We start from the raw sequence: 26,139 nt of genomic DNA, 5'->3' as shown, positions 1-26,139 counted from the left end.
CGCGTAATGATCGCCCGAGGATCATCGAAGTTTTCCTTTCCAACCACTTGCCACCGATAGCGAAAACGTTAGTTGGACATTTCTAGGCAAACAAGGGTAATTCGCTATTTGTCCGCTGTGAATTGGATAACATCGACGCCTAAACCGGACAATAATGGCCGCGAATGCTGACGCGTATTTGCGTGATTCATCGATTCGCAGATACTGACGTCTGGCGCCGGTTACGCCTATCTTAGCAGCTCACCAGCTTTTTACTGATCTACTGGCGCATGGATCACGTACCTACTGATGTCAGCGTTTCCGCAATAGCTGATCTTCTGACTTGCGTCTTTTTTGGCAATACCAAGCCGCCCCATTAACGTACACCAAAAATAAACATGGCGCGCAAACAGCTACCTTTGGTCATTTGCGACACGATCTGCGGGTGAACCCGCGCGGCGGACGTGCAGCTGCGTCCCCACGCGTGGGGCGGCCGACCGGGAGGTGGGCGGCCCGGCGACGCGACTTACGCTGGCGTCGGTGACAGAATCAGTATTGACACAACGGCACTGAGCGCTGATTTACTGATTGGCACTCACGGAGGAAGAACCGAAGTGAACTTCAACAGCAGCCACAGCGGCCCCAGCGCCGGAGCCTTTCGCGCCCCCAACTCGGCCGCCGGGCCATCCGGAGACGCCGCCCCCACCGAGCGGCTGACCAGTCTCGGGCAGGGTGGCCCGCGGATCGCCAGCCAGCCGGCGGCAGGCCAGCAGGGACGCACGCAGCGGACACGTCGCACCGTCGACCTGTCCGCGGCCACTCATCGGGCCCTCGACATCTGGCAGCGTGAGGCTGCCGACCGGCTGGGAGTCGCCCGGGTGACCGGGCAAGAGGTCCTCACCGCGCTGATCGACCAACTCCTGGTCGATCCCAAATTGACGGCACAGATCACCCGCGCCATCAAAGACCGCCGCTGACCCCGCCATCGGGCGAGGCCCTCCGGCCTGGACGGGACTAGTCGACGTCCATTTCGCGCAACTCGCGCTTGAGGATCTTGCCCGTGGGGTTGCGCGGCAGCTCGTCGAGGAAGACCACCTCACGTGGCACCTTGTAGCGTGCCAGGTGGTCGCGCACGTAGTGCTTGACGGCGTCCTCGTCGAGGTCGGCGCCGTCCTTCTTCACCACGAAGGCGCGCAGGCGGTGGCCCCATTCCTTGTCTTCGACGCCGATCGCGGTGGCCTCCACGACATCCGGATGCCCGGTGATCAGGTCTTCCACCTCGGCCGGGAAGACGTTCTCGCCGCCGGAGACGATCATCTCGTCGTCGCGCCCGCTGATGTACAGCAGGCCGTTCTCGTCGAAATAGCCCACGTCGCCCGAGGACAACAGCCCGTCGATGATCTGCTTCTTGCCCCCGCCGGTGTAGCCCTCGAACGGGAACGCGTTACCGACGAAGATGCGGCCCACCTCGCCCTGCGGCAGCTCCTTCCCGTTGTCGTCGTAGATCTTGACGCGCACGCCCTTGACCACCGGGCCGACCGTCGAGGAGTTGTACTCCAGGTGCTTGGGCTCGGCGATGGTCGCGAAGGCGATCTCGGTCGAGCCGTACATGTTGTAGATGACCGGGCCGAGGTCCTTGAGCGACCGTTCGGCCAGGTCCGCGCCCAGCGCCGACCCCGACACGAACACGATCTTCAGGCTGGACAGGTCGGGCTTCTTGTCCATCTTCTCGACCGCATCGAGGATCCGCGACAGCATCACCGGGACGACGACCATCGCGGTGACCTTGTGCTTCTCGATGTCTTCCAGCACCAGCGGCGGCTTGAACTTCCGACGCAGCACCAGCGTCGACCCGAGGAACATGGCGATCGTGCCGTGCAGGTAACCCAGGGCGTGGAACATCGGCGCCGGGAGCGAGGTCACCTCGCCTGCCTTGAACGGAACGTGCGACAGGATGCCGCCGACCGGTGCCAGGGTCGGCGGGGTGCTGCGGTTCGCACCCTTGGGGGTGCCGGTCGTCCCGCTGGTCAGGATGATGATCGAGGCGTGCTTGGCCGCCTTGGGCGCGGGATCCTTGCTGCTCCGCTCGATCAGCTCGGCGAGCGTCTCGTCGGTGCTGCCGGACGGCTCGTCGGCATCGGGATTTGTCCCGAGCGCCCGCAGCTTGCCCAGCTCCGGCGAGGCTTTGCTGACGGCCTTGGTGTACTCGTCGTCGTAGATGATCAGCTTGGCGCCCTCGCGCTCGGACACCTCTTTGATCTGCGGGCCGGAGAACTCGCTGTTGAGCAGGATGATCCGGGCGCCCACCCGGGCGGCGCCGTAGTTGGCGATCAGGAACCAGCGGGTGTTGCGGGCCAGGATGGCGACGCCGTCGCCGCCCTTGACGCCCTTCTCGAGCAACCCGTGCGCCAGCGCGTGCGCCGCCTCGTCGAGCTCCCGGTAGGAAAACTCGCCCTCCTCGTCGATGCACGCCGCGCGGTCGGGGTGACGTCTCGCGTTGAGAGACGGCAGCATGCCGAATTCCCCCCACTTGTAGATGTCGGCGGCCATCGCGGCGTAGTTCTGTGGCGGCTCGATCCGGAACGCGCCCGACTCGAAGATCTTGCGCACGTAGTGCAATTCAGCGGAGCCGCGTTCGACGTACTGCTGAACTTTTGCGGCGGCCTGACCGGGCAGACCGAGGAGGTTAGGCATGAAATCCACCTTATGTGACGTCCGTCTCAGTACGGCCAGAATTTCTGGCGAATTAGCATGAACTCCCATGACCCGTCCGGTTTCGCTGGAGGTGGCCGAGCGCCAGGTCACCATCACCCATCCGGACAAGGTGGTGTTCCCCCGTGCGAGTGCCCGCGAAACCTCGACCGGCCCGTACACCAAGCTCGACCTGGTCCGTTATTACCTGTCCGTGGCGGACGGCGCGCTGCGAGGTGTCGCGGGCCGCCCGATGATCCTGAAGCGCTTCGTCAAGGGCATCACCGAAGAGGCGGTGTTCCAGAAGCGCGCGCCGGCCAAGCGGCCGGACTGGGTGGACGTGGCCGAATTGCGATACGCGCGAGGCACTTCGGCCGCCGAGGCGGTGATCCATGACGCCGCGGGCCTGGCCTGGGCGGTCAACCTGGGCTGCGTGGACCTCAACCCGCATCCGGTGCTGGCCGACGACCTCGACCACCCCGACGAGTTGCGGGTCGACCTGGATCCGATGCCCGGGGTCTCCTGGCGGCGCATCGTGGACGTCGCGCTGGTGGCGCGCGAGGTGCTCGAGGACTACGGCCTGACCGCGTGGCCGAAGACGTCGGGATCGCGCGGCTTCCACATCTACGCCCGCATCGCCCCGCGCTGGGAATTCCGTCAGGTCCGGCTCGCCGCCCAGACCGTCGCCCGCGAAGTCGAGCGGCGGGTGCCCGAGGCGGCGACGAGCCGCTGGTGGAAGGAAGAGCGCGAGGGGGTGTTCGTCGACTTCAACCAGAACGCGAAGGACCGCACCGTCGCGTCGGCGTACTCGGTGCGGGCCACCCCGGATGCCCGGGTCTCGACGCCGCTGCGGTGGGACGAGGTCGCCGGCTGCGACCCCGAGGCGTTCACCATCGACACCGTGCCCGTCCGGTTCGCCGAGATCGGTGACCCTTGGGAGGGAATGGACGATGCCGTCGGCGAGCTCGACCGGTTGCTGGTGCTGGCCGAGGAGATGGGTCCGCCCGAACGCGCGCCGAAAGGATCGGGCAAGCGCGGCAGCGGAGCGGCAGGCCGGAGACAATCGAAGATGCCGCTGATCGAGATCGCCCGCACCAAGACCAAGGACGAGGCGATGGCTGCGCTCGACGTCTGGCGCGACCGCTATCCCGCGGTGGCCCGCCGGCTGGAGCCGGTCGACGTCCTCGTCGACGGGATGCGCGGGCCCAGTTCGATCTGGTACCGGATCCGGATCAACCTGCAGCACGTTCCCGAAGACCAGCGGCCACCCCAAGAGGAGCTGATCGCCGACTACAGCCCCTGGGAGGGGTACGGCGGAAAGCAGAAGCCGTCGAGCTGACCCCCGCCCCGCCTAGATCCCCACCCGCGTGATCGCGTTGTGCTTGCGCAGGTAGCAATACCAGGTGACGGCGAGCAGGCCGACGAAGAACACGATGTAGAACTGCAGCGCCGGTTCGATGCTGCCGAACTGCGACTTCGACCACGCGTAGGCCAGCGGAACGACGAACCCACCGAAGGCGCCGACCGCCGAGATGACGCCCAGCGCCCCGGCGGCCTGACGGCGCATGGCCACCATCGTGTCCGGATCGCCGCCGGCCAGTTCGCCCTTGATCTTGAAGATCCGCGAAATCATCCGATAGGTCGAGCCGTTGCCGATGCCGGTCGCGACGAACAGGAACATGAAGCTGGCGAAGAAGGCCGGCAGGTTCACCGCCGTCACCGACCACAGCGCCGCCGCCGCCCCGATCGCCAGCATCACGAAGCTGGCGGCGGTGATGCGGGCACCGCCGATCCGGTCGGCGAGCTTGCCGCCGAGCGGCCGGATGACCGATCCGATGCCGGCGCCCAGGAAGGCCCACGCCAGGGCGATGTCGCCGCGTCCGAAGACCGTCTTGAGCAGGGTCGGGAACGCGGCCGAGTAGCCGATGAACGAGCCGAAGGTGCCGATGTACAGCAGCGACATGACCCAGGTGTCGGCGTGCCGCAGCGACTCCAGCACGGGCTTCACGTCGGCCTTGGCCTCGGTCAGGTTGTTCATGAACAGGAACGCGCAGATTGCGGCCACCACGGCCAGCGGCACGTAGAACAGACCGGCGCGCGCCAGCGCCATCCCGCCGCCGGCGATGACGATGGGCGGAATGATCTTCTGCACCACCGCCACACCGATGTTGCCGCCGGCCGCGTTCAGGCCCAGCGCCCAACCCTTGTCTTTCTCGGGGTAGAAGAACGAGATGTTGGCCATCGACGAGGCGAAGTTGCCGCCGCCGAAGCCGGCGGTCGCCGCGATCGCCACCAGGGCGCCGAACGGGAGGCCCGGATGGCTCACCGCCCACGCCAGCAGCAGGCAGGGGATCAGCAGCAGCGCCGCCGAAATGGTCGTCCAGTTACGGCCGCCGAACAGCGGCACCGCGAAAGTGTAGGGCAACCGCAGGAACGCCCCGACGCCGCTCGGGACGGCGACCAGGCACAGAGCCTGGCTGGCGGTCAGCGCCCACCCGGACGCCGCGGGGTGCCCGTGCGCCCCGGCCGTCATCTGCACCACCACGATGCTCCACAGCATCCACACGCTGAACCCGACGTGCTCGGCGAAGATCGAGAAGATCAGGTTCCGGCGAGCGATCGACTTGCCGGTCGTCTCCCAGAATTCGGGGTCTTCGGGCCGCCAGTCGTCGATCCAGTGCCGTCCCGTATGACGCTCGCGCGGTGGCGCCGGCTGCGATACGGGGCCGATGGTCGTGGTCATCTGGTGGGACTCCTGAGTTGAATGAGGCGCGGGTAGTGACCACTCGACGCTAAAGACGCACTGTTACCGGACGGGGTGTGCACAGTTACGTGGGCGATACGCAGAAATCGCAACGGCCCGGTCACGTTTGTCAGAACTCTGCAACGCAGATACGCGGCGCCCCCACCGCGGGGGGTAGATGCGCGACAATCGGCGCCATGGAGGTGACTGAGGCTCCCCTGGGCCTACGGGAGCGCAAAAAGATCAAGACCCGCCGCGCGATCAGGCGCGAGGCGTTCCGCCTGATCGAGGAGAACGGCTACGCCGCGACCACGATCGAACAGATCGCCGAGGCGGCCGACGTGTCGCCGAGCACCTTCTTCCGCTATTTCCCGTCCAAGGAATCGCTGCTGCTCGCCGACGACCTGGACCCGCTGATCCTGAACGCGGTGAAGGCCCAGCCGCGCAACCTGTCTCCGGCCCAGGCCTTTCGCCGGGCCTACCAGGCCGTCATCGCCGAGCTGCCCGACGACCAGCTGGAGTTCGAGAGCACCCGCCAGCGCCTGATGTTCTCGATACCCGAGCTCAAGGCGGCGATGTACGACGAGTACTACCGCACCGTCACCGTGGCCGCCGAGGCGATCGCGCACCGGATCGGCCGTGCCGCAGACGATTTCGAAGTCCGGGTGTATGCGGGAGCGTTGACGGGCGCCATGATGGCCGCCTTCGACAACGCACCGAAGACGACCGAGACCATCCTTCGCGCCCTGGACTTCATGGACGCCGGCATGCCGCTGGGCTGACCGGCTTCAACAGCGCGGCGATGCGTCTGAGCGGGCGGAACGCGATACTCTCACGCGATGCGACAGGGATGGAATCGACGGGGATTCTTGCAGCTCGCAGGGGCTGCCGGGGTGGCCGCGATCGGCGGCGCGACCGCGTTCTCTTCGGGATGCTCGTCTCGCAAACCGGCTCCGGGAGCCACCCCGGGTTCGGTGACGGTCACCCACCTGTTCGGTGAGACCGTCATCAAGGAACCGCCCAAGCGCGTCGTCAGCGCCGGCTACACCGAGCAGGACGATCTGCTCGCGGTCGGCGTGGTGCCGATCGCGGTGACCAACTGGTTCGGCGACCAGCCGTCCGCCGTCTGGCCGTGGGCCGCACCCAAACTCGGCGGCGCGCAGCCGACGGTGCTGAACCTGGACAACGGAATTCCCGTCGACCAGATCGCCGGCCTCAAGCCGGACCTGATCGTGGCCGTCAACGCCGGCCTGGACGCCGACACCTATCAAAAACTGTCCGCGATCGCCCCGACCGTCGCGCAATCGGACGGCGACGCCTTCTTCGAGCCGTGGAAGGAGCAGGCCACCATCGTCGGCCAGGCAGTCTTCCAGGCCGACCAGATGAAGTCGCTGATCGACGGTGTCGACCAGAAGTTCACCGACATCGGCAAAAAGAATCAGCAGTGGACCGGCAAGAAGGCGCTGCTGATGCACGGCGCGCCGTGGCAGGGCACGGTGGTCGCCACCATGGCGGGCTGGCGGACGGACTTCCTGAATCAGATGGGACTGGTCATCTCCGACGCCATCAAGCCGTTCGGCACCGATCAGCGGGCCGTCCTCCCCCGCGATCACATCAAGTCGGTGCTCGACTCCGCCGACGTGGTGATCTGGACGACGCACAGCCCGGACGACCAGAAGGCGATACTGGCCGACCCCGAGGTGGCCGGGTCGCTGACCACCGCGCAGAACCGGCACATCTTCACCAGCAAGGATCAGGCCGGCGCGATCGCGTTCGCGTCGCCGCTGAGCTACCCCGTCATCGCCGATCAACTGCCGCCGCTGATCACCAAGATCCTGGGCTAGCCGGTTGGGCACGCCGGGGCTGTTTGAGCGTTTGCTAAGGCAGCTCTGGCAGTGCTCGAAAATCCGCCGGCGGCCCTCGCACAAGCCCCGATTCCGGGGTTACCGTCGAGTAATGAGCGTGACGGACCTTAGCGGCGACCTGGCCCACAACCTGCCGACCGAACTGGTCGGCAACACCGTCGTGGACTACGGCGACCGCGCGCTGATGGTGCAATGCGGCAGTACCGCTGAGGTACTGGCGTGGGCGGACGCATTGCGCGCCGCGGCGATCCCGGACGTGGTCGACGTCGTTCCGGCCGCCCGCACGGTGCTGGTGAAGTTGGACGGCCCGCGCCACCAAGGCGTCATCCGCCACCGGCTGCGCAAGATGAACGTCGCCGCCAGCCCAGACACCGCCGCGGAGCGCCGCGCCGACGTGGTCATCGACGTCGTCTACGACGGTCCGGACCTGGCAGAGGTCGCCGACCAGACCGGCCTGACCATCGCAGGGGTGATCGACGCCCACACTTCCACGCTGTGGCGCGTCGGATTCAGTGGCTTCGCACCGGGTTTCGCGTACCTGGTCGACGGCGACCCGCGGCTGCGGGTGCCACGCCGCGCCGAGCCGCGGACCTCGGTACCGGCCGGCTCGGTGGCACTGGCCGGTGACTTCAGCGCGGTGTACCCGCGTCAGTCCCCCGGTGGCTGGCAGCTCATCGGCCGCACCGACGCGGTGCTGTGGGACCTGCAGCGGCCGAACCCCGCGTTGTTGACGCAGGGCATGTGGGTTCAGTTCCGGGCCGTCTAGCCAGTGGCGGGTCGCCAGCATGGCCAAGTCGCCACCCTAGCTAAGGAGACAACCGTGGCAATCCTGGAGATCCTCCGCACCGGACCGCTCGCGGTCGTCCAGGACCTCGGCCGCCCGGGTCTGGCGCATCTGGGGGTGAGTCGGTCCGGAGCCGCCGACCGGCGCGCGCACCGGCTCGCCAACCGGCTGGTGGCCAACCCCGACGACCGCGCCACTTTGGAGGTGACGTTCGGAGGTTTCGCGGCCCGGGTGTCCGGCGGCGACGTCGACATCGCGGTGACGGGCGCCGACGCCGATCCCACGGTCAACGGAATCAAGTTCGGCACCAACAGCATTCATCATGTGCGCGACGGCGAGGTGATCGCGTTGGGCGCCCCCCGCGCCGGCCTGCGCAGCTACCTGGCGATCCGCGGTGGCATCTGCGTGGAGCCGGTGCTGGGCTCGCGCAGCTACGACGTGATGTCTGGCATCGGCCCGTCGCCGCTGCGGGCCGGTGACCGGCTCCCGATCGGCGAGCACACCGACGCCTACCCCGAACTGGACCAGGCGCCGGTGGCGGCCATACCCGCAGGCGTCGTCGAGCTGCTCGTGGTGCCCGGGCCGCGTGACGATTGGTTCGTCGAGCCGGACCGCCTGGTGCACACGTATTGGATGGCGTCCGATCGCAGCGACCGGGTGGGGATGCGGTTGACCGGTCGGCCCCTGCAGCACTGCTACCCGGACCGGCAGCTTCCCAGCGAGGGTGTGACCCGCGGCGCAATTCAGGTGCCGCCCAACGGTTTACCGGTCATCTTGGGGCCCGACCACCCGGTCACGGGTGGCTATCCGGTGATCGGCGTGGTGGTCGACGAGGACGTCGACAAGATCGCCCAGGTGCGGCCCGGCCAGGCGGTGCGGCTGCACTGGGCCCGGCCCAGGGCTTTGGTGGGCGCCCACTCCGGGGCCGCGAGTTGGCCGTTTTCCTAACGCAATTCATTGGCGATTCGTCAACGCCGCAATCACACTGTATTCCAGCTCACACGAGCCCAGTGGTATGTGTGAAATCACTTGATGGCGGCGCTCATTCGGGCCCGATGAACTGCGTATTCGCGAACCGATTGCCGCTCAGGGATTTACCAGAGAACTGGTAAACAACTAACAGGCGATATTGGCCCGTTCCGGTTGACCCGCTCGCGTCGTAAATGTGAGCATCGGACCGTGCGACGGGGCACGCCCCTTCATTCGGGGCGCCCAAGCGTCGAAAGCCAGCCTCCGAACAGCTTCCCCGATACCGGGCGAGCGCGGTGACCCCTGGCGTGGCGGCGGCCGGATGCGGCGGTTCGTGGGGCCTGACGAGAGGGAGCTGTATGCACATCAACCGGTCCAATGCCGTTGGGTCGCAGGCTATTTCCGTGATGAGGGCGCGCGCATGAGCGTCACGCCAAAGACGGGCCCGGTGCGGCGCAACCACCGCATCGCGGACTGGAACCCGGAAGACACGGCAGCCTGGGAGGCCGGCAACAAGAAGATCGCCCGGCGCAACCTGCTGTGCACCATCGCCGGTGACCACGTGGCGTTTTCGATCTGGACGCTGTGGCCCGTCATGGCGCTGTTCATGCCCGGCTCCGTCTACGGCTTCTCGACCAGCGACAAGCTGCTGCTGGGCGCCGTCGCCACCCTGGTCGGCGGGTGCGCCCGGATCCCCTACACCCTGGGCATCGCCGCCTTCGGCGGCCGCAACTGGACGACGTTCTCGGCCTTTGTGTTACTGATACCTACCGCCGGCACGATCGCGTTGCTGGCCAATCCCGGTCTGCCGCTGTGGCCGTTCGTGCTGTGCGCGGCCCTGACCGGGCTCGGCGGCGGCAACTACGCGGCCTCGCTGGCCAACGTCAACGCCTTCTACCCACAGCGGCTCAAGGGCGGCGCGCTCGCCGTCAACGCCGGCGTCGCCAACCTGGGGGTCGCGGTGATCCAGCTGGTCGGCCTGCTGGTACTGGCCACCGCCGGGCACGAGGCGCCGTACTGGGTGTGCGCGGTGTACCTGGTGTTACTGGTCGTCGTGGGCATCGCGGCCGCGTTGTTCATGGACAACGTCAACCACGGCACCCAGCTGAGCACCATGCGCAAGATCCTGTTCGAGCGCGACACCCTTGTGATCTCGCTGCTCTACATCGCCACCTTCGGGTCCTGGATCGGGTTCTCCTTCGCCTTCGGCCAGGTGATGCAGGTCAACTTCGCCGAAAGCGGGGAAAGCCCCAAACACGCGGCGCTGCACGCCGCGCAGCTGGCCTTCATCGGGCCCCTGCTGGGCTCGCTGGCGCGGATCTACGGTGGCCGGCTGGCCGACCGCCTCGGCGGCAGCCGCGTCACGCTGGGCGTGCTGGCCGGCATGACCGTGGGCGCCGGGCTCCTGGTCAGCATCAGCACCCTCGACGATCACCACGCCGCGATGCACAACACCAGCATGATCGGCTATGTCGCCGGCTTCATGGTGCTGTTCCTGCTGTCCGGCATGGGCAACGGCTCGGTCTTCAAGCTGATCCCCTCGGTCTACGAGGCGCGCAGCCGCTCGCTGGACGCGAGCGAGGACGAGCGTCGCCATTGGGCCCGGGCGATGTCGGGGTCGCTGATCGGCATCTGTTCGGCCGTCGGCGCGCTCGGCGGCGTCGGAATCAACCTGGCGCTGCGCCAGTCCTATCTGTCTACCGGCACGGAAACGTCAGCGTACTGGGCGTTTCTGGTCTCCTACGTCGTGTCGGCAATCATGACATGGATGATCTATGTGCGTCGTCCCGCGTCGGCCCCGGGCCTGTCCGGGTCGGCGCCTCAAACCGAGGCCGCCCGTGTGTGAGCGGACTCGCAACACGGGCAATGCCACAGCAATTGACCGGTAACGCAACCGAAACGTCGCAGGCATACACAATTCATATGGCCCCCCCACTGGCCCCACCAGGCTCCGCGCCGCTGACCGGCTACCGGATCGCCGTCACGTCGGCGAACCGTGCCGAGGAGCTGTGCGCGTTGCTGCGCCGCAACGGCGCGGAGGTGTCCAGCGCCGCGGCCATCAACATCATCGCGTTGCCTGAAGACGACGAACTGCAGAGCCACACCGAAGCGGTGATCGCCGAGCCCCCCGACATCTTGGTGGTGCACACCGGCATTGGCTTCCGGGGCTGGGTGGCGGCGGCCGACGGTTGGGGGCTGGCCACCCAACTGCTGGCGTCGCTTGCCAAGTCGCGCATCGTGGCCCGCGGACCGAAGGCGACCGGCGCGCTGCGCGCCGCCGGCCTGCACGAGGAGTGGTCGCCCAAATCCGAATCGTCGCGCGAAGTTCTGCGCTACCTCCTCGAGTCAGATGTCGCCGGTAAGCGGATCGCCGTCCAGCTGCACGGGGCGGCCGACGGGTGGGACCCGTTCCCGGAGTTCATCAACGGATTGCGGGCGGCGGGCGCGCAGGTGGTGCCCATCCACGTATACCGCTGGAAGCCAACGCCTGCCGGTGGCGACTTCGACCAACTCGTCGCCTCGGTCGCGCGACGGCAATTCGACGCGGTGACCTTCACCTCGGCGCCCGCCGGCGCGGCGCTGCTGGAGCGCAGCCGCGAGCTGGGCATCGAAGATCAACTGCTGCAAGCGCTTCGCAGCGACGTGCACGCGATGTGCGTCGGCCCGGTCACCGCGCAGCCGTTGATCCGTGCGGGCATCCCGACGTCATCGCCCGAGCGAATGCGGTTGGGGGCGTTGGCCCGTCATATCGCCCAGGAGCTCCCGCCCCTGCGGTCGTGCGCCATCCGCGCGGCCGGTCACGACATCGAGATTCGCGGAACCTGCGTGCTGGTCGACGGTTCGGTGAAGGCCCTGTCCGGATCCGGCATGGCCACCCTGCGCGCGCTGGCCCAGCGTCCCGGCGATGTCGTCGCGCGCAACGACCTGTTGCGCGTGCTTCCCGGCAACAGTAATGACCCACACGCCGTCGACACCGCGGTGCTGCGGTTGCGAACGGCGCTGGGCGACAAGAACATCATCGCGACGGTGGTCAAGCGCGGCTACCGGCTCGCGATCGACCATTCGGAAGTTTCCCCATGGCATTGATTTTGGTGGCGCACGGCACCCGCAGGTCCGGTGGCGTGACGATGATCGAAGGCCTTGCGGCACAGGTGAGTACGCTGGTGCGCAGCGCGGTCGACGTTGCCTTCGTGGACGTGGTGAGTCCGACCCCCAGCGAGGTCCTGGTGCGGGCGAAAGCCGCCGAGCGCCCCGCCATCGTGGTGCCCGCCTTCCTGTCGCGCGGATATCACGTCCGGGCCGATCTGCCCGCCCACGTCGAGATCAGTGGACACCCGAACGTCATCGTCACCCCTGCGCTGGGCCCGAGCGGGCAGATCGCGCGGATTGTCGGCGATCAGTTGGTGAAATGCGGTTGGCGACCGGGTGATTCGGTGATCCTGGCGGCCGCGGGAACCTCGGACGTCAAGGCGCGCGCCGACCTGCACACCACCGCGACGCTGGTGTCGGCGCTGACCGGGTCGCGGGTGAGCCTGGCGTTCGCGGCCACCGGTGAGCCGCAACTGCCCGAGGCGGTGGACCGGGCGCGGGCCCGGGCGCGCCGCGCCGGCGGCCGCGTCGTCGTCGCCTCGTATCTACTGGCCGACGGCCTGTTCCAGCAACGGCTGCACGCCTGCGGCGCGGACCTGGTCAGTGAGCCGCTGGGCACCCATCCCGGGTTGGCGCGGTTGGTCGCGAACCGATTCCGGCGGGCCCTGCCGCCGGTCCTCGCCGCCACCGCCCGGCAGTCGTCGCGCCGATCGAGCCCGCACCAGCTGGGCCACGGCCGCACCGTGCGATCCGCGCCCTAGCGCAAAACGCCTGCTGGCGAGGCGCGCCGGTGTCCGGCGTTCCTTGATCTTTGATCGCCGACGGGTGATCCTGACACCATGCCCCGCCGCGAAGAGCCATCGCCTGGGATCCTCGACCCGGTCGCCAAGATGCTGCGGTTGCCCTTTGGCACACCGGAATTCATCGACCGAATCGTCACCGGCGGGGTCAACCAGGTGGGCCGGCGGACCCTGCGCACGTTGATCACGACGTGGGACGCCGCCGGTGGCGGCCCGTTCGCGGCCAGCGCCATCGCGTCGACGGGGATGGCGAAGACCGCCGAAATCGTGCAGGGCATGTTCATCGGCCCGGTCTTTGGCCCACTGCTGAAGATTCTGGGCGCCGACAAGGTGGCCCAGCGGGCCTCGCTGTGCGCCTCGCAGTTGGTGGGCCTGGGGATCATGCGCTACGGCATTCGCTCCGAGCCGCTGCACTCCATGCCGGTGGACGCACTCGTCGACGCGATCGGGCCGACGATGCAGCGCTACCTGGTCGGCGACATCACCCGGTGAGCCCGGCGGTCGGGCTCAGGCAGCCCGCGGCTGGTAGTCGCGCGCGACCTGAACGTAGCCGTCGTCGGTGATCCGCACCGGGTACACCGGCACCGAAACGGCCGGATCGTCCAGGCAGGAACCGTCTTCGAGCGAGAACGCCTGCTTGAGGATGGGCGACTGAACCGTCACGCGGCCGTCGCGGTCACCCACGATTCCGCGCGAGAGCACCGCCGCGCCGGAGAACGGGTCGACGTTGCCCACCGCGTACACCGAGCCGTCGTCGAGCCGGAATAGCGCCGCCTGGGAACCGTCGTCCAGCAGCACGCCGACGCCGCGACCCGGAATGAGGTGGTCGTAAGCGCACGCGCTGGTCCACACCTGGATGTCGTTGAGAAGTGTCATGATCCCTTCCTCATTCCTCCGGAGTTGTCGCTGCACGAACCCGCGGCATGCCAATGGACACAGGGATTTTGCGGCCGGCATGCTCGGTGAACGCCACCGTGGAGTCGACGGCGTCCGGGGCGTTGACGAACGACACGAACCGCGACAGCTTGTCCGGGTCGTCCAGCACGCCCTTCCATTCGCACTTGTAGTTCTGGACATGCCGCTCCATTGCGGCCTCGAATTCCTCGGCCAGGCCGAGCGAGTCCTCGCACACCACCTCGCGCACATGGTCGAGCCCGCCGTCGAGCGAGTCGACCCACGGCGCCGTGCGTTGCAACCGGTCGGCCGTCCGGATGTAGTACATGACGAACCGGTCGACGTAGCGGACCAGCGTTTCGGTGTCCAGGTCGCTGGCCAGCAGCTGCGCATGCTTGGGCGTCATACCGCCGTTGCCGCCGACGTAGAGGTTCCAGCCCTTTTCGGTGGCGATGACGCCGACGTCCTTGGACCGGGCCTCGGCGCACTCGCGCGCACAACCCGAGACGCCCATCTTGATCTTGTGCGGTGCCCGCAGTCCGCGGTAGCGCAGTTCCAGATCGATGGCCAGCTGCACCGAATCCTGCTGCCCGTACCGGCACCAGTCGGTGCCCACGCAGCTCTTCACCGTGCGCAACGCCTTGCCGTACGCGTGGCCGGATTCCATGCCGCCGTCGACCAGGCGCTTCCAGATCTCCGGCAGTTGGTCCACCCGGGCGCCGAACATGTCGATCCGCTGCCCGCCGGTGATCTTGGTGTAAAGCCCGAAGTCCTGGGCGATCTGGCCGATCAGGATCAGATGCTCGGGCTTGATGTCACCACCGGGAACCCGCGGCACCACCGAGTAGCTGCCGTTCTTCTGGATGTTGGCCAGGAAGTGGTCGTTGGAATCCTGCAGCGAGGCCTGCTCGCCTTCCAGGATGTGCTCCGACCCGGTGGACGCCAAGATGGAGGCCACCACGGGTTTGCAGATGTCGCAACCCTTTCCGCGGCCGAAACGCTCCAGCAGGCCCGAGAAGGTGCGGATCTCGGTGGCAGAGATGATCTCGAACAGCTCCGCGCGCGACTGGCTGAAGTGCTCGCACAACGCCTTGGACTGTTCGACGCCCTCGGCTTCCAGCAGCTGCTTGAGCAGCGGGACACACGACCCACATGAGGTACCTGCCGAGGTGCACGCCTTGAGCGCGGGGACATCGGCGCAGCCGTCGGCGATCGCACACTTCAGGTCGCCCTTGGTGACGTTGTTGCACGAGCAGATCTGCGCCGAATCCGGCAGCGCCCCAACGCCCAACGCCGTACCGCCGCCGGACTGCGCCGGCGCGATCAGCGCCAGCGGGTCGCCGGGCAGCTCGCTGCCGACCATGGGCCGCAGCACCCCGTAGGACGAGGCGTCGCCGACCAGCACGCCGCCGAGTAGCGTCTTGGCGTCGTCGGAGAGCACGAGCTTGGCGTAGGTCCGATTGACCGCATCGTTGATGGCGACCTCGAGGCAGTTCTCGGTCGTCCCCATCGCGTCGCCGAAGCTGGCCACGTCGACGCCCAGCAGTTTGAGCTTCGTGGACAGGTCCGCCTCGCCGAACTCCGCGACGCCGTCGAGCAGCCGGTCTGCCACCACCTCCGCCGAGGTGTAGCCCGGGCCCACCAGGCCGTAGCAGCGGCCGCCGATCGCAGCGACTTCACCGATCGCGTAGATGTCGGGATCGCTTGTCTGGCAAGCCACGTCGGTGAGCACCCCGCCGCGCTCGGCGCGCGTGAGCCCGGCGGCGGTGGCCAGCTCGTCGCGCGGCCGGATGCCGGCGGCGAAGATCACCAGGCCGGCGTCGATGACCTGGCCGTCGGTCAGGGTCACCCGCACCGAGGTGGTGCCATCCGAATGGTCAACGGCCTCGATCGATTCGGTGCCCGTGCCGACGTGCACCGAGATGCCGAGTTCGCCGATCATCCTGGCCAGCAGCCCGCCGCCGGCCTCGTCGATCTGCTGGGCCATCAGCCGCGGCATCATCTCGATGACGTGGGTCTGCAACCCGAACTGGCGCAGCGCATTAGCGGCTTCCAGTCCGAGCAGGCCGCCGCCGACCACGACACCCGCCGTGGCATGTGAGGTTTCGACCGTGCGCTGGGCGTCGGCGCGGATGGCGTCGAGGTCGTCCAGCGTCCGGTACACGTGGCAGGCGGGCAGGTCGTGGCCCGGCACCGGCGGCACGAAGGCGTACGACCCCGTCGCCAGGACCAGGGTGTCGTAGCCGTGGCGCTGGCCGTCGGCGGTGACCACCGTCTTTGCGGCGCGGTCTATTTCGGTAACCCGCTGGTTGAGCACCAGCCGGACCAGCTCGTCACCCTCGTAATCGTTGCCGGGCAACGCCAGTAGCTTGCGATCCCAGCTTTCGGTGTAGGAGGTCAGTCCCACGCGGTCATAGGCCGCGTCGGTCTCCTCGGCGAAAACCGTGATGCGCCACAATCCCTCGGTGTCGCGCGCGCGAAGCGCCTCGACGAACCGGTGCCCCACCATGCCATGTCCGACTACGATGATGTGACGAGGCGCACAGCTTGCGCGCGAAATCCCGTCTGCAGACATGGCTTTGAGACTAACGGCCAGAAATTACGTTCTTTTCGCGCAATGTGACGGTCCTATGACGAGGATCTCACAACTCACAGGAAGATCTGTGAGTGGTCGTTCGCCGGCGGCGAACAACGAGGTGGAACTTTAGCGGGGTCCACTCATGTTTGTCCTAATAGCCGGTCGCGCAGGCGCCGGTCACAGGAATCTCACAATGAAGCTCAAGGAAGTAGAAGGGAAGCGCCATGAGTAACCTCGCATTGTGGTCGCGACCGGCCTGGGACACCGACCGGTGGCTGCGCGACTTTTTCGGCCCCGCCGCCGCGGCGGACTGGAACACCCCGGCGACCAGCGGATTCAAGCCGGCCGCCGATATCGTCAAGGACGGCGACGACGCGATCGTACGTGTCGAGCTCCCGGGCGTTGACGTCGACCGGGACGTCAACGTGGAGGTCGACCGCGGGCGCCTGGTCATCCACGGCGAGCACCGCGACCAGCGCTCGGAAGAGAAGGAAGGCCGCACGCTGCGGGAGATCCGGTACGGATCGTTCCGCCGGTCGTTCCAGCTGCCCGCCCATGTCACCGGCGACGCCATCACGGCGAGCTACGACGCCGGCGTGCTCACGGTGCGGGTCACCGGTGCCTTCAAAGATCCGGCCGGGAACCAGGCGCAGCGCATCGAGATCACCAAATAGTCTCCGGCCAATCCGGAGATAAGTAGCCGAATCCGGCGGAGCCGCAACGGCTTCGCCGGATTCGGCGCCTCAGCCCCAGCGGGCCAGCAGCTCCTTGGCGCGGGTCGTCAGCGCGGCCTGTAGGAACGGTCCGAAGCTGATCCGCGCGACGCCCAGCGGGCCGAAGGAGGACGGGTCGTCCTGATCGGGCAGCGCGATCGCGTTGACGGGCAGCTCCAGCTCGGCGGTCAAGCGCCGCAACGTGTCGGGCTCGTGCCGACCTACCGGATAGAGCACGTCGGCGCCGGCGGCCGCCGCCTGATTCAAGCGCGCCACCGCGCGGTCGACGCGGTCGGACGCCTCGCCGTCCTGGCGCAGGAACAGATCGGTCCGGGCGTTGATGACGACATGCACCCCGGCCGCGTCGGCGGCCGACCGCAGCGCCCCGACCAACTCCGCGTGCTCGTCGGCGGACCGCAACCGCTTGCCCTCCGAGTGCACGGTGTCCTCGATGTTGCACCCGACGGCCCCGACGCTCAGCAACCCCTCGATCAGCCGGGCCGCCGGCTGCCCGTAGCCGGATTCGATGTCCACCGACACCGGGACGTCGACCGCGGCGGTGATCTGTTCGACCCGGGCGAGGACGTCGTCGAACGACATGCCCTCGTTGTCGGGTTTGCCGATCGAGTCGGCCATCGGGTGGCTGCCCACGGTGAGGGCGGCGAATCCGGCGCCGGTGGCCAGCCGCGCCGACCACGCATCCCACACGGTCGGCAGGATGACCGGGCTGCCCGGCCGGTGCAGTTCGAGCAGCGCGGCGGCCCGCTCGGCAGGCGTGGTGGCTCCGGTCATAAGTGTTTGCTCCCTCGGCATCCGGGCTCAACGGACTGACGTCTGGCGTGTGCGGTGGATAGTATCGAGGGCGTACTGTGATCCGAAACACTGCCGAGGAGATCCGTTGACGAGCACGACTGGCACGACCGAATTCGCCGAACTGCACGACCTCATCGGCGGCCTGCGGCGGTGCGTGAGCTCGCTGCGGGCCCGATACGGTGACAGCCCGGCCATGCGGCGCATCGTCATCGACGCCGACCGCATCATGTCCGACGTCGACCTGCTCGACACCGATGTGTCCGAATTGGACCTGGCGGGCGCCACCGTGCAGCAGTCCGGCGAGAAGATCGTCATTCCAGACACCCAGTACGACAGCGAATTCTGGCGCGACGTCGACGACGAGGGTGTCGGCGGTCACAACAGGGCCTGAACAACCCAAGCCCCCCAGAAAAGGGGGGCTCGTATCTGTGTACCCTTCGACCTACAGCCCGTTCGAAGAGGAACACACTAAATGAGCGCACCTACGGCGAACCGTCCTGCGTCCGGTGTCTTTTCACCCACGCGCGCCCGTATCCAGCAACGCACTCTGCGCACCGACCGGTGGTGGATGTCGCCGCTGCGAATCGATCTCGGCTTCGCCGCATTCATTATTTATGCGACAGCGCGGGCGTTCCAACAGAATTACTTCTTCGTTCCCAAATACCACTACCTGACGCCGTTCTACTCGCCGTGCGTCAGCAAGGGTTGCGGTGAGGCCGGCGACATCTGGCCGCAGTTCCTGCCGGACGTGTGGTGGCTGCCGTACGCGGCGCTGTCGCTGCCGTTCCTGCTGCTGTTCCGGTTGACCTGCTACTACTACCGCGGCGCCTACTACCGCACGGTGTGGCAGTCGCCCAGCGCCTGCGCGGTGGCCGAGCCCCGCGTGCACTACACCGGCGAGACCAAGTTCCCGCTGATCATCCAGAACACGCACCGGTACTTCTTCTATATCGCCGGCATCATCTCGGTGATCAACACCTACGACGCCATCGTCGCGTTCCACTCCGACAGCGGACCCGGTGGATTCGGCTTCGGTCTGGGCAACCTGATCCTGCTCGGCAACGTCATCATGCTGTGGGTCTACACGCTGTCCTGCCACTCCTGCCGGCACGTGACCGGCGGGCGGCTCAAGCACTTCTCCAAGCACCCTGTGCGGTACTGGATCTGGACGCAGGTCAGCGTCATCAACACCCGGCACAAGCTGTACGCGTGGATCACGCTGGGCACCCTGATGGTCACCGACTTCTACGTCGCGCTGGTAGCCAGCGGCACCATTCCTGACCTGAGATTTGTTGGCTGACAAGCCATTTCGAGATAAATCAGAATTTAGCTAGCGAGGGTTTCATGGTTGAAATCGAGCGGCACACGTATGACGTGGTCGTGATCGGTGCCGGCGGCGCCGGACTGCGTGCGGTTATCGAAGCGCGCGAACGGGGTCTGCGGGTGGCGGTGGTGTGCAAGTCGCTGTTCGGTAAGGCACACACGGTCATGGCCGAGGGTGGCTGCGCGGCGTCCATGGGCAACACCAACCCGAAGGACAACTGGAAGACCCACTTCGGCGACACGATGCGCGGTGGGAAATTCCTCAACAACTGGCGCATGGCCGAACTGCACGCCAAGGAAGCACCGGACCGGGTCTGGGAACTGGAAACCTATGGCGCACTGTTTGATCGCCTTAAGGACGGCAAGATCAGCCAGCGCAACTTCGGTGGGCACACCTACCCGCGGCTGGCCCACGTCGGTGACCGCACCGGCTTGGAGCTGATCCGCACCATGCAGCAGAAGATCGTCTCGCTGCAGCAGGAGGATTTCGCCGAGCTCGGCGACTACGAAGCCCGGATCCGGGTGTTCGCCGAAACCACGATCACCGAGCTGATCAAGGACGGCGACGCGATCGCCGGGGCGTTCGGCTACATCCGCGAAAGCGGCAACTTCATCCTGTTCGAGGCGCCCGCGGTGGTGCTGGCCACTGGCGGGATCGGCAAGTCCTTCAAGGTCACCTCGAACTCGTGGGAGTACACCGGCGACGGCCATGCCCTGGCCCTGCGGGCGGGCGCGTCGCTGATCAACATGGAGTTCGTCCAGTTCCACCCGACGGGCATGGTGTGGCCGCCGAGCGTGAAGGGGATCCTGGTCACCGAGGGTGTCCGCGGTGACGGCGGGGTGCTGAAGAACTCCGACGACAAGCGGTTCATGTTCGACTACATCCCGTCGGTGTTCAAGGGGCAGTACGCCGAGTCCGAACAAGAAGCCGACCAGTGGCTCAAGGACAATGACTCGGCCCGCCGCACTCCGGACCTGCTGCCGCGCGACGAGGTCGCGCGCGCGATCAACTCGGAGGTCAAGGCCGGCCGGGGCAGCCCACACGGTGGCGTCTTCCTGGACATCGCGTCGCGGCTGACGCCCGCGGAGATCAACCGCCGCCTGCCGTCGATGTACCACCAGTTCAAGGAGCTGGCCGGGGTCGACATCACCAAGGAGCCGATGGAAGTCGGGCCGACCTGCCACTACGTGATGGGCGGCGTCGAGGTGGACGCCGACACCGGCGCGGCCACCGTTCCCGGGCTCTTCGCCGCCGGCGAATGCTCCGGCGGCATGCACGGCTCGAACCGGCTCGGCGGCAACTCGCTGTCGGACCTGCTGGTGTTCGGCCGGCGGGCCGGGCTCGGCGCGGCCGACTACGTGCGAGCGCTGAGCAGCCGCCCGACGATCGCCGAGGGCGCCGTCGACGCCGCCGCGAAGCGGGCGCTGTCCCCCTTCGAGGCACCCACCAGCGGCGCACCGGAGAACCCGTACACCCTGCAGCTCGAACTGCAGCAGTCGATGAACGACCTGGTCGGCATCATCCGCAACGCCGACGAGGTTACCGAGGCCCTGGCGCGGCTCGACAAGCTGCGCGAGCGATTCAAGAACCTCCACGTCGAGGGGCAGCGGCGGTACAACCCGGGCTGGAACCTGGCCATCGACCTGCGCAACATGCTGCTGGTCAGCGAGTGCGTCGCCAAGGCCGCGCTGCAGCGCACCGAGAGCCGCGGCGGGCACACCCGCGACGACCACCCGGCGATGGACTCGTCGTGGCGCAAGGTGTTGCTGGTCTGCGAGGCGGCCGCCGGCGACGAGGTGATTCCCGACATCACCATCAGGAAGAAGGATCAGACTCCGATGCGGCCCGACCTGCTGGAGCTGTTCGACATCGCCGAGCTGGAGAAGTACTACACCGACGAAGAACTCGCCGGGCACCCAGGACGGAGTGGCAAATGACCTACAACGCGACGATGCGGGTGTGGCGTGGCGACGACGCCGACGGCGGTCTGCAGGACTTCACCGTCGAGGTCAACGAGGGCGAGGTCGTCCTCGACATCATCCATCGCCTGCAGCAGACCCAAACGCCGGACCTGGCGGTCCGGTGGAACTGCAAGGCGGGCAAGTGTGGCTCCTGCTCGGCGGAGATCAACGGCAAGCCGCGGCTGCTCTGCATGACCCGGATGTCTACGTTCGCCGAGGACGAGGTCGTCACCGTCACGCCGCTGCGGACGTTCCCGGTGATCCGCGACCTGGTCACCGACGTCTCGTTCAACTACGAAAAGGCCCGCGAAATCCCGTCTTTCGCGCCACCCAAGGACCTGCAGCCCGGCGAGTACCGGATGGCGCAGGAGGATGTGCAGCGCTCCCAGGAGTTCCGCAAGTGCATCGAGTGCTTCCTGTGCCAGAACGTGTGCCACGTGGTCCGCGACCACGAGGAGAACAAGAAGGCGTTCGCCGGCCCCCGCTTCCTGATGCGGATCGCCGAGCTGGAGATGCACCCGCTGGACACCCGGGACCGGCGCAACGACGCCCAGGACGAGCACGGCCTGGGCTATTGCAACATCACCAAGTGCTGCACCGAGGTCTGCCCGGAGAACATCAAGATCACCGACAACGCGCTGATCCCGATGAAAGAGCGGGTCGCCGACCGCAAGTACGACCCGGTGGTGTGGCTGGGGAACAAGCTGTTCCGTCGCTGAGTTCCGGTATCGAAGTGATGGCACGTTAGGCCGTCGCGGCACCCGGGTAACCACACTGCATCCTGTCGGGCCGCCCCGTGCGGCCAGCTACTCACGACCGGAAAGGCAGTCCATGGAACCCATGCGAGAAACCGCCAGCATCAACAACATTCGCACCGCGATCCGGCAGTTGTCGGTCCGCGCCCAGCTCGCGAACAAAGAAGGCCGGTACAGCGACGCCGCCGAACTCGAGAACCGCATCCAGGGCTTTCGGGACGAACTGAGCCACCGCCCCTAGCCGGCCGACCGCCGGGCGGGGCGACTATGCGCCGAGCCGGCGGAAAACGCTCCGATGAAACACGATGGGCGCCACCTCGGCGTCCACCGTGACCTCGTTGACCCGCAGCACCACGATGGTGTGATCACCGGCCGGGATGAGCTGCTCGATGGCGCTCTCCAGCCAGAGGCCGGTGCCCTTGATGAACACCGCGCCCGTGGACCGGGAAACCGTCTCCAGGCCCGCGAACCTGTCGCCCGTCTTGGCGGCCAACGTGCGCGCGGCCTCGTCGTGCTCCTCGCCGAGCACACTGATGCCCAGCATCGGCCGGTCCTTGAGCTTGGGCCACGTCGTCGAGGTGTTCTGCACGCAGAACGACACGAGCGGCGGATCCAGCGAGACGGGGACAAAGGTACTGGCCGCCAGGCCTTCCCGGGTTCCGTTCACCTCGGCGGCGATCGCCACCACTCCGGACGGGAAGTGACCGAAGGCCTCACGAAGTGTCGACGCTGTCAGCTTGTTGTTCGAGTTCACCGGACTTATTCGCCCCTAGAGCCGGAGACGGGATTTATCGGAAACGACCCTACCCGGCGCCGGTCCCCCCAGCACGGGCGCCCTCACCCGTTTTCTAAGCGTTCCGCCGAATATCCGTGCGCCGCGGCCACATCCGGATGGGCCCGCAACCTGCTCTTCCAGGCGTTGCGGCCGTAGACCGCGAAGATCGGATCCGAGGGATCGTCCACGCGCTGCGCGTGTGACTCGAGCTCGTCGGGAAGCGACAGCACCGGGATCCGCGCGTCCAGGCGCGGGTTGAAGAAGAATGGCACCGAGATGCGCTCGGCCGCGGGGCCGGCCAGGTTGACCCGGTGCTCGGTGGCCCGCAGGTACCCGCGGGTGGCCACCTCCAGCAGTTCGCCGATGTTGACGACGAACGCGCCCTCACGGGGCGGCACGTCGATCCAGCCGTCCTCGGCGTTTCTGGCCGGCCGCACCTGCAGGCCCGTGCTGCCCGGCTCGGCCAGCAACAGGGTCAGCACCCCCGCGTCCCGGTGCGCGCCCACGCCCTGCGCGCCGGCGGCGCCGCCCGGGTAGCGGATGATCTTGATCAGCGTGGCCGGCGAGTCCACGAAGGCCGCGTCGAACACGTCGGACGGGCTGCCCAGCGCGGCCGCCCAGTGTTGCAGCAGGGTGCGGGCCACCCCGGACAGCGCGGCATCCCACTCCTCGACGATTCCGGGTAGGTCCGGCAGCCCGTCCGGCCACTGGTTGGGGCCCTGCAGCCATCGATAGTCGGACTTGTCCAGCCCACCGATCGGCGGGCGGTGCGGCCCGACGTCGATCTGCTCGCGCCAATCCACCTCCCCGCGGGTCAGCTCGCCGCCGAGGCGGGTGTAGCCGCGGAAATGGGGGCTGCGCACCATCGCGACGGCGTCCTTGTCCGGCTGCGGCAGCGCGAACAGCCGGCGCGCCGCGTCCAGGATCCGCCTCACCAGGTCAGGCGGCACGCCGTGCCCGGTCAGATAGAAGAAGCCGACCTCGTGGCCGGCCTCGCGCAGGCCGTCGCGCAGGCGGCCGGGGTCGGCCCGCAAATCTACTGTGGGCAGCGCGGTGACGCCGCGCACACCGGTCATGTGCGCGGCATCGCCGCAGGTAAATCGGATTTCGGCGGCATGACCTGCAGCTTCCCAACCGGTTGGTTAATTAGGCAATGAAATCTAGCTCACATTGGCTTGCATAGCGCTGACGCTAGCGATATTTTAGCGGTGTTACTGGTGGGTAACTTAGACCTAGTACCCAACCACAAGTGGCATTCTCAACGAGGAGGACCGTAGTGAGCCACTACAAGAGCAACGTCCGCGACCAGGCGTTCAACCTGTTCGAGGTTCTGGGCGTTGACAAGGCATTGGGCCAGGGCGAATACAGCGATCTGGACGCCGACACGGCCCGCGAAATGTTGAACGAGATCAGCCGGCTGGCCGAAGGGCCGATCGCCGACTCGTTCGTCGAGGGCGACCGCAACCCGCCCGTCTTCGACCCGAAGACGCACTCGGTGACGCTGCCCGAATCTTTCAAGAAGTCGGTCCACGCCGTCATCGAGGCCGGATGGGACAAGGTCGGCATCGACGAGGCCCTCGGCGGTGTCGCGATGCCCAAGTCGCTGCTGTGGGCGCTGCACGAGCACATCCTGGGTGCCAACCCGGCGGTGTGGATGTACGCCGGTGGCGCGGGCTTCGCCAACATCCTGTACCACCTCGGTACCGAGGAGCAGAAGAAGTGGGCCGTGCTGGCCGCCGAGCGCGGCTGGGGTTCGACCATGGTGCTCACCGAGCCGGACGCCGGTTCGGACGTGGGCGCCGGCCGCACCAAGGCGGTTCAGCAGGAGGACGGTTCCTGGCACATCGACGGTGTGAAGCGATTCATCACCTCGGCCGACTCCGGAGACCTGTTCGAGAACATCTTCCACCTGGTGCTGGCGCGCCCCGAGGGTGCCGGACCGGGCACCAAGGGCCTGTCGCTGTTCTTCGTGCCCAAGTTCCTGTTCGACTTCGAGACCGGTGAGCTGGGCGAGCGCAACGGCGTCTACGTCACCAACGTCGAGCACAAGATGGGCCTGAAGGTCTCGGCGACGTGCGAGCTGAGCTTCGGCCAGCACGACGTCCCCGCCAAGGGCTGGCTGGTCGGCGAGGTGCACAACGGCATCGCGCAGATGTTCGAGGTCATCGAGCAGGCCCGCATGATGGTCGGCACCAAGGCCATCGCCACCCTGTCGACGGGTTACCTGAACGCGCTGGAGTACGCGAAATCCCGCGTGCAGGGCGCCGACATGACCCAGATGACCGACAAGACCGCACCGCGGGTGACCATCACGCACCACCCGGACGTGCGCCGGTCGCTGATGACCCAGAAGGCCTACGCCGAGGGTCTGCGCGCGCTGTATCTGTTCACGTCGACCTACCAGGACTCGGCCGTCGCCGAGGCCCTGCACGGGGTGGACGCCGAGCTGGCGGTCAAGGTCAACGACCTGATGCTGCCGGTCGTCAAGGGTGTGGGCTCGGAGCAGGCGTACGCCAAGCTCACCGAGAGCCTGCAGACCTTCGGTGGGTCCGGCTTCCTGCAGGACTACCCGATCGAGCAGTACATCCGCGACGCCAAGATCGACTCGCTCTACGAGGGCACCACCGCCATCCAGGCGCAGGACTTCTTCTTCCGCAAGATCGTCCGCGACAAGGGTGTGGCGCTGGCCCACGTGTCCGACCAGATCCAGAAGTTCGTCGATGCCGAGTCCGGCAACGGCCGCCTGAAGACCGAGCGGGAGCTGCTGGCCAAGGCGCTGAGCGACGTCCAGGCGATGGCGGCGACGCTGACCGGCTACCTGATGGCGGCGCAGGAGGACGTGACCAGCCTGTACAAGGTCGGTCTGGGTTCGGTGCGCTTCCTGATGAGTGTCGGTGACCTGGTCATCGGCTGGCTGTTGCAGCGTCAGGCGGCGGTTGCCGTGGCGGCGCTCGACGCCGGCGCCAGCGGCGAGGAGCGGTCCTTCTACGAGGGCAAGATCGCGGTGGCATCGTTCTTCGCGAAGAACTTCCTGCCGCTGCTGACCAGCACTCGTGAGGTCATCGACACGCTGGACAACGACATCATGGAGCTCGACGAGGCTGCCTTCTAGGCCGAGCGAAACGCCACGCGCAAGTCCCCCGCTTCGCCCGCGAAGCGGGGGACTTGTCGCTTAGCGGGCCACAGAGAAAACCGGTAGACAGCAAAAAGGCCGCCGCTGGATCCCCTCACTCCAGCGGCGGCCCTTTTCGTACGCCGGTCCGTCGAAACGGACCAACGCTCGCATTCGGGGGATGCCCCGTATTGCCGTCGGGGTCGGGGGGTCAGACCACAACACGGGGCCATCCGGTGGGTCGAATACCCGCACCCCCATCTGACTAACCAGATGTGACTCAACTCATCGGG

24 protein-coding genes are annotated in these 26,139 nt (G+C 67.1%); 17 read left to right on the top strand and 7 right to left on the bottom strand.

The genetic code is table 11. From position 1 onward, the window contains the following. The first annotated feature begins 593 nt into the window (after positions 1 to 593). A complete protein-coding gene (locus tag ACYQ8K_RS18715) occupies positions 594 to 956 on the top strand; it encodes an ATPase (RefSeq protein WP_459971269.1) in 363 nt (120 codons plus the stop codon). Between the two features lie 37 nt (positions 957 to 993). On the opposite strand, the gene fadD2 is transcribed toward ACYQ8K_RS18715, so the two are convergent. Beyond that, positions 994 to 2,673: a long-chain-fatty-acid--CoA ligase FadD2 gene (gene fadD2, locus ACYQ8K_RS18710; RefSeq protein ID WP_459971267.1), complete on the bottom strand. Its 1,680-nt coding sequence runs from the start codon at positions 2,671 to 2,673 to the stop codon at positions 994 to 996. Between the two features lie 67 nt (positions 2,674 to 2,740). On the opposite strand from fadD2, the gene ACYQ8K_RS18705 reads away from it, so the two are divergent. Further along, positions 2,741 to 4,009 (top strand): DNA polymerase domain-containing protein, encoded by a 1,269-nt coding sequence (locus ACYQ8K_RS18705; protein WP_459971265.1) that lies wholly within the window; start codon positions 2,741 to 2,743, stop codon positions 4,007 to 4,009. A 12-nt stretch (positions 4,010 to 4,021) separates the two neighbouring features. Here ACYQ8K_RS18705 and ACYQ8K_RS18700 read toward each other — a convergent pair whose 3' ends face one another. Further along, positions 4,022 to 5,413 carry a NarK family nitrate/nitrite MFS transporter gene (locus ACYQ8K_RS18700; protein ID WP_459971264.1) on the bottom strand — a complete coding sequence of 464 codons (1,392 nt, stop codon included), beginning with the start codon at positions 5,411 to 5,413 and terminating at the stop codon, positions 4,022 to 4,024. A 197-nt stretch (positions 5,414 to 5,610) separates the two neighbouring features. On the opposite strand from ACYQ8K_RS18700, the gene ACYQ8K_RS18695 reads away from it, so the two are divergent. The 8 genes from ACYQ8K_RS18695 (at position 5,611) to ACYQ8K_RS18660 (ending at position 13,413) form a co-directional block, all read left to right on the top strand. Next, entirely contained in the window at positions 5,611 to 6,195 is a 585-nt protein-coding gene (locus ACYQ8K_RS18695) for an acyl-CoA-like ligand-binding transcription factor (RefSeq protein WP_459971262.1), read from the top strand. A 57-nt stretch (positions 6,196 to 6,252) separates the two neighbouring features. Beyond that, positions 6,253 to 7,257, top strand: coding sequence for an ABC transporter substrate-binding protein (locus ACYQ8K_RS18690; protein WP_459971261.1), 1,005 nt, complete (start codon positions 6,253 to 6,255; stop codon positions 7,255 to 7,257). 112 nt (positions 7,258 to 7,369) lie between these two features. Then, complete coding sequence (locus ACYQ8K_RS18685; RefSeq protein ID WP_459971259.1) at positions 7,370 to 8,044, top strand: 5-oxoprolinase subunit B family protein; 675 nt, start codon at positions 7,370 to 7,372, stop codon at positions 8,042 to 8,044. A gap of 54 nt (positions 8,045 to 8,098) precedes the next feature. Then, complete coding sequence (locus tag ACYQ8K_RS18680; protein ID WP_459971257.1) at positions 8,099 to 9,010, top strand: 5-oxoprolinase/urea amidolyase family protein; 912 nt, start codon at positions 8,099 to 8,101, stop codon at positions 9,008 to 9,010. A 469-nt stretch (positions 9,011 to 9,479) separates the two neighbouring features. Continuing rightward, complete coding sequence (locus ACYQ8K_RS18675) at positions 9,480 to 10,877, top strand: MFS transporter (RefSeq protein ID WP_459971290.1); 1,398 nt, start codon at positions 9,480 to 9,482, stop codon at positions 10,875 to 10,877. Between the two features lie 89 nt (positions 10,878 to 10,966). Further along, positions 10,967 to 12,118 carry a uroporphyrinogen-III synthase gene (locus tag ACYQ8K_RS18670; protein ID WP_459971288.1) on the top strand — a complete coding sequence of 384 codons (1,152 nt, stop codon included), beginning with the start codon at positions 10,967 to 10,969 and terminating at the stop codon, positions 12,116 to 12,118. Beyond that, positions 12,109 to 12,882 carry a sirohydrochlorin chelatase gene (locus ACYQ8K_RS18665; protein WP_459971255.1) on the top strand — a complete coding sequence of 258 codons (774 nt, stop codon included), beginning with the start codon at positions 12,109 to 12,111 and terminating at the stop codon, positions 12,880 to 12,882. Before ACYQ8K_RS18670 ends, ACYQ8K_RS18665 begins: the two co-directional genes overlap by 10 nt. A gap of 78 nt (positions 12,883 to 12,960) precedes the next feature. Then, positions 12,961 to 13,413 carry a TetR/AcrR family transcriptional regulator gene (locus tag ACYQ8K_RS18660; protein WP_459971253.1) on the top strand — a complete coding sequence of 151 codons (453 nt, stop codon included), beginning with the start codon at positions 12,961 to 12,963 and terminating at the stop codon, positions 13,411 to 13,413. A gap of 15 nt (positions 13,414 to 13,428) precedes the next feature. Here ACYQ8K_RS18660 and nirD read toward each other — a convergent pair whose 3' ends face one another. Both nirD and nirB read right to left on the bottom strand, forming a co-directional pair. Next, entirely contained in the window at positions 13,429 to 13,797 is a 369-nt protein-coding gene (gene nirD, locus ACYQ8K_RS18655) for a nitrite reductase small subunit NirD (protein WP_064877714.1), read from the bottom strand. Positions 13,798 to 13,807: 10 nt separating this feature from the next. After that, positions 13,808 to 16,390 (bottom strand): nitrite reductase large subunit NirB, encoded by a 2,583-nt coding sequence (gene nirB, locus ACYQ8K_RS18650; RefSeq protein ID WP_459971251.1) that lies wholly within the window; start codon positions 16,388 to 16,390, stop codon positions 13,808 to 13,810. A gap of 227 nt (positions 16,391 to 16,617) precedes the next feature. Here nirB and ACYQ8K_RS18645 point away from each other — a divergent pair, with 227 nt between their 5' ends. Continuing rightward, on the top strand, positions 16,618 to 17,067 hold the full coding sequence (locus ACYQ8K_RS18645) for an Hsp20/alpha crystallin family protein (protein ID WP_459971250.1): 450 nt from the start codon (positions 16,618 to 16,620) through the stop codon (positions 17,065 to 17,067). A gap of 69 nt (positions 17,068 to 17,136) precedes the next feature. Here the strand turns inward: ACYQ8K_RS18645 and ACYQ8K_RS18640 are convergent, their stop codons facing one another. Next, positions 17,137 to 17,898, bottom strand: coding sequence for an isocitrate lyase/PEP mutase family protein (locus tag ACYQ8K_RS18640; RefSeq protein ID WP_459971248.1), 762 nt, complete (start codon positions 17,896 to 17,898; stop codon positions 17,137 to 17,139). A gap of 106 nt (positions 17,899 to 18,004) precedes the next feature. Between ACYQ8K_RS18640 and ACYQ8K_RS18635 the strand changes: the two genes are divergently transcribed. From ACYQ8K_RS18635 to ACYQ8K_RS18615, 5 genes are all read left to right on the top strand, one after another. Beyond that, positions 18,005 to 18,310: a hypothetical protein gene (locus ACYQ8K_RS18635; protein ID WP_064953694.1), complete on the top strand. Its 306-nt coding sequence runs from the start codon at positions 18,005 to 18,007 to the stop codon at positions 18,308 to 18,310. 81 nt (positions 18,311 to 18,391) lie between these two features. Continuing rightward, positions 18,392 to 19,219: a hypothetical protein gene (locus ACYQ8K_RS18630; protein ID WP_459971246.1), complete on the top strand. Its 828-nt coding sequence runs from the start codon at positions 18,392 to 18,394 to the stop codon at positions 19,217 to 19,219. A gap of 44 nt (positions 19,220 to 19,263) precedes the next feature. Then, entirely contained in the window at positions 19,264 to 21,180 is a 1,917-nt protein-coding gene (locus tag ACYQ8K_RS18625) for a fumarate reductase/succinate dehydrogenase flavoprotein subunit (protein WP_459971244.1), read from the top strand. Continuing rightward, on the top strand, positions 21,177 to 21,923 hold the full coding sequence (locus ACYQ8K_RS18620) for a succinate dehydrogenase/fumarate reductase iron-sulfur subunit (protein WP_007768969.1): 747 nt from the start codon (positions 21,177 to 21,179) through the stop codon (positions 21,921 to 21,923). The genes ACYQ8K_RS18625 and ACYQ8K_RS18620 overlap by 4 nt, the downstream gene beginning before the upstream one ends. A 121-nt stretch (positions 21,924 to 22,044) precedes the next feature. Continuing rightward, the gene (locus ACYQ8K_RS18615; RefSeq protein WP_459971295.1) at positions 22,045 to 22,200 is read left to right on the top strand and encodes a hypothetical protein; all 156 of its coding nucleotides are present in this window, start codon (positions 22,045 to 22,047) and stop codon (positions 22,198 to 22,200) included. Between the two features lie 24 nt (positions 22,201 to 22,224). Here the strand turns inward: ACYQ8K_RS18615 and ACYQ8K_RS18610 are convergent, their stop codons facing one another. Then, positions 22,225 to 22,713 carry a flavin reductase family protein gene (locus tag ACYQ8K_RS18610; RefSeq protein ID WP_459971242.1) on the bottom strand — a complete coding sequence of 163 codons (489 nt, stop codon included), beginning with the start codon at positions 22,711 to 22,713 and terminating at the stop codon, positions 22,225 to 22,227. 83 nt (positions 22,714 to 22,796) lie between these two features. After that, positions 22,797 to 23,810, bottom strand: coding sequence for an isopenicillin N synthase family dioxygenase (locus tag ACYQ8K_RS18605; RefSeq protein ID WP_459971240.1), 1,014 nt, complete (start codon positions 23,808 to 23,810; stop codon positions 22,797 to 22,799). Positions 23,811 to 24,010: 200 nt separating this feature from the next. Between ACYQ8K_RS18605 and ACYQ8K_RS18600 the strand changes: the two genes are divergently transcribed. Further along, entirely contained in the window at positions 24,011 to 25,846 is a 1,836-nt protein-coding gene (locus ACYQ8K_RS18600) for an acyl-CoA dehydrogenase (protein ID WP_459971238.1), read from the top strand. The last annotated feature ends 293 nt before the right edge of the window (positions 25,847 to 26,139 follow it).

This window comes from Mycobacterium sp. MUNTM1, from assembly GCF_054660795.1.
This window is presented reverse-complemented; position numbering and strand designations above follow the sequence as displayed.

What these genes read in the sequence shown, in the direction of transcription:
- fadD2 (WP_459971267.1), bottom strand. Translation starts at nt 2,673, where the DNA reads ATGCCTAACCTCCTCGGTCTGCCCGGTCAGGCCGCCGCAAAAGTTCAG.
- ACYQ8K_RS18705 (WP_459971265.1), top strand. Translation starts at nt 2,741, where the DNA reads ATGACCCGTCCGGTTTCGCTGGAGGTGGCCGAGCGCCAGGTCACCATC.
- ACYQ8K_RS18700 (WP_459971264.1), bottom strand. Translation starts at nt 5,413, where the DNA reads ATGACCACGACCATCGGCCCCGTATCGCAGCCGGCGCCACCGCGCGAG.
- ACYQ8K_RS18695 (WP_459971262.1), top strand. Translation starts at nt 5,611, where the DNA reads ATGGAGGTGACTGAGGCTCCCCTGGGCCTACGGGAGCGCAAAAAGATC.
- ACYQ8K_RS18690 (WP_459971261.1), top strand. Translation starts at nt 6,253, where the DNA reads ATGCGACAGGGATGGAATCGACGGGGATTCTTGCAGCTCGCAGGGGCT.
- ACYQ8K_RS18685 (WP_459971259.1), top strand. Translation starts at nt 7,370, where the DNA reads ATGAGCGTGACGGACCTTAGCGGCGACCTGGCCCACAACCTGCCGACC.
- ACYQ8K_RS18665 (WP_459971255.1), top strand. Translation starts at nt 12,109, where the DNA reads ATGGCATTGATTTTGGTGGCGCACGGCACCCGCAGGTCCGGTGGCGTG.
- ACYQ8K_RS18660 (WP_459971253.1), top strand. Translation starts at nt 12,961, where the DNA reads ATGCCCCGCCGCGAAGAGCCATCGCCTGGGATCCTCGACCCGGTCGCC.
- nirD (WP_064877714.1), bottom strand. Translation starts at nt 13,797, where the DNA reads ATGACACTTCTCAACGACATCCAGGTGTGGACCAGCGCGTGCGCTTAC.
- nirB (WP_459971251.1), bottom strand. Translation starts at nt 16,390, where the DNA reads ATGTCTGCAGACGGGATTTCGCGCGCAAGCTGTGCGCCTCGTCACATC.
- ACYQ8K_RS18645 (WP_459971250.1), top strand. Translation starts at nt 16,618, where the DNA reads ATGAGTAACCTCGCATTGTGGTCGCGACCGGCCTGGGACACCGACCGG.
- ACYQ8K_RS18640 (WP_459971248.1), bottom strand. Translation starts at nt 17,898, where the DNA reads ATGACCGGAGCCACCACGCCTGCCGAGCGGGCCGCCGCGCTGCTCGAA.
- ACYQ8K_RS18630 (WP_459971246.1), top strand. Translation starts at nt 18,392, where the DNA reads ATGAGCGCACCTACGGCGAACCGTCCTGCGTCCGGTGTCTTTTCACCC.
- ACYQ8K_RS18625 (WP_459971244.1), top strand. Translation starts at nt 19,264, where the DNA reads ATGGTTGAAATCGAGCGGCACACGTATGACGTGGTCGTGATCGGTGCC.
- ACYQ8K_RS18620 (WP_007768969.1), top strand. Translation starts at nt 21,177, where the DNA reads ATGACCTACAACGCGACGATGCGGGTGTGGCGTGGCGACGACGCCGAC.
- ACYQ8K_RS18615 (WP_459971295.1), top strand. Translation starts at nt 22,045, where the DNA reads ATGCGAGAAACCGCCAGCATCAACAACATTCGCACCGCGATCCGGCAG.
- ACYQ8K_RS18605 (WP_459971240.1), bottom strand. Translation starts at nt 23,810, where the DNA reads ATGACCGGTGTGCGCGGCGTCACCGCGCTGCCCACAGTAGATTTGCGG.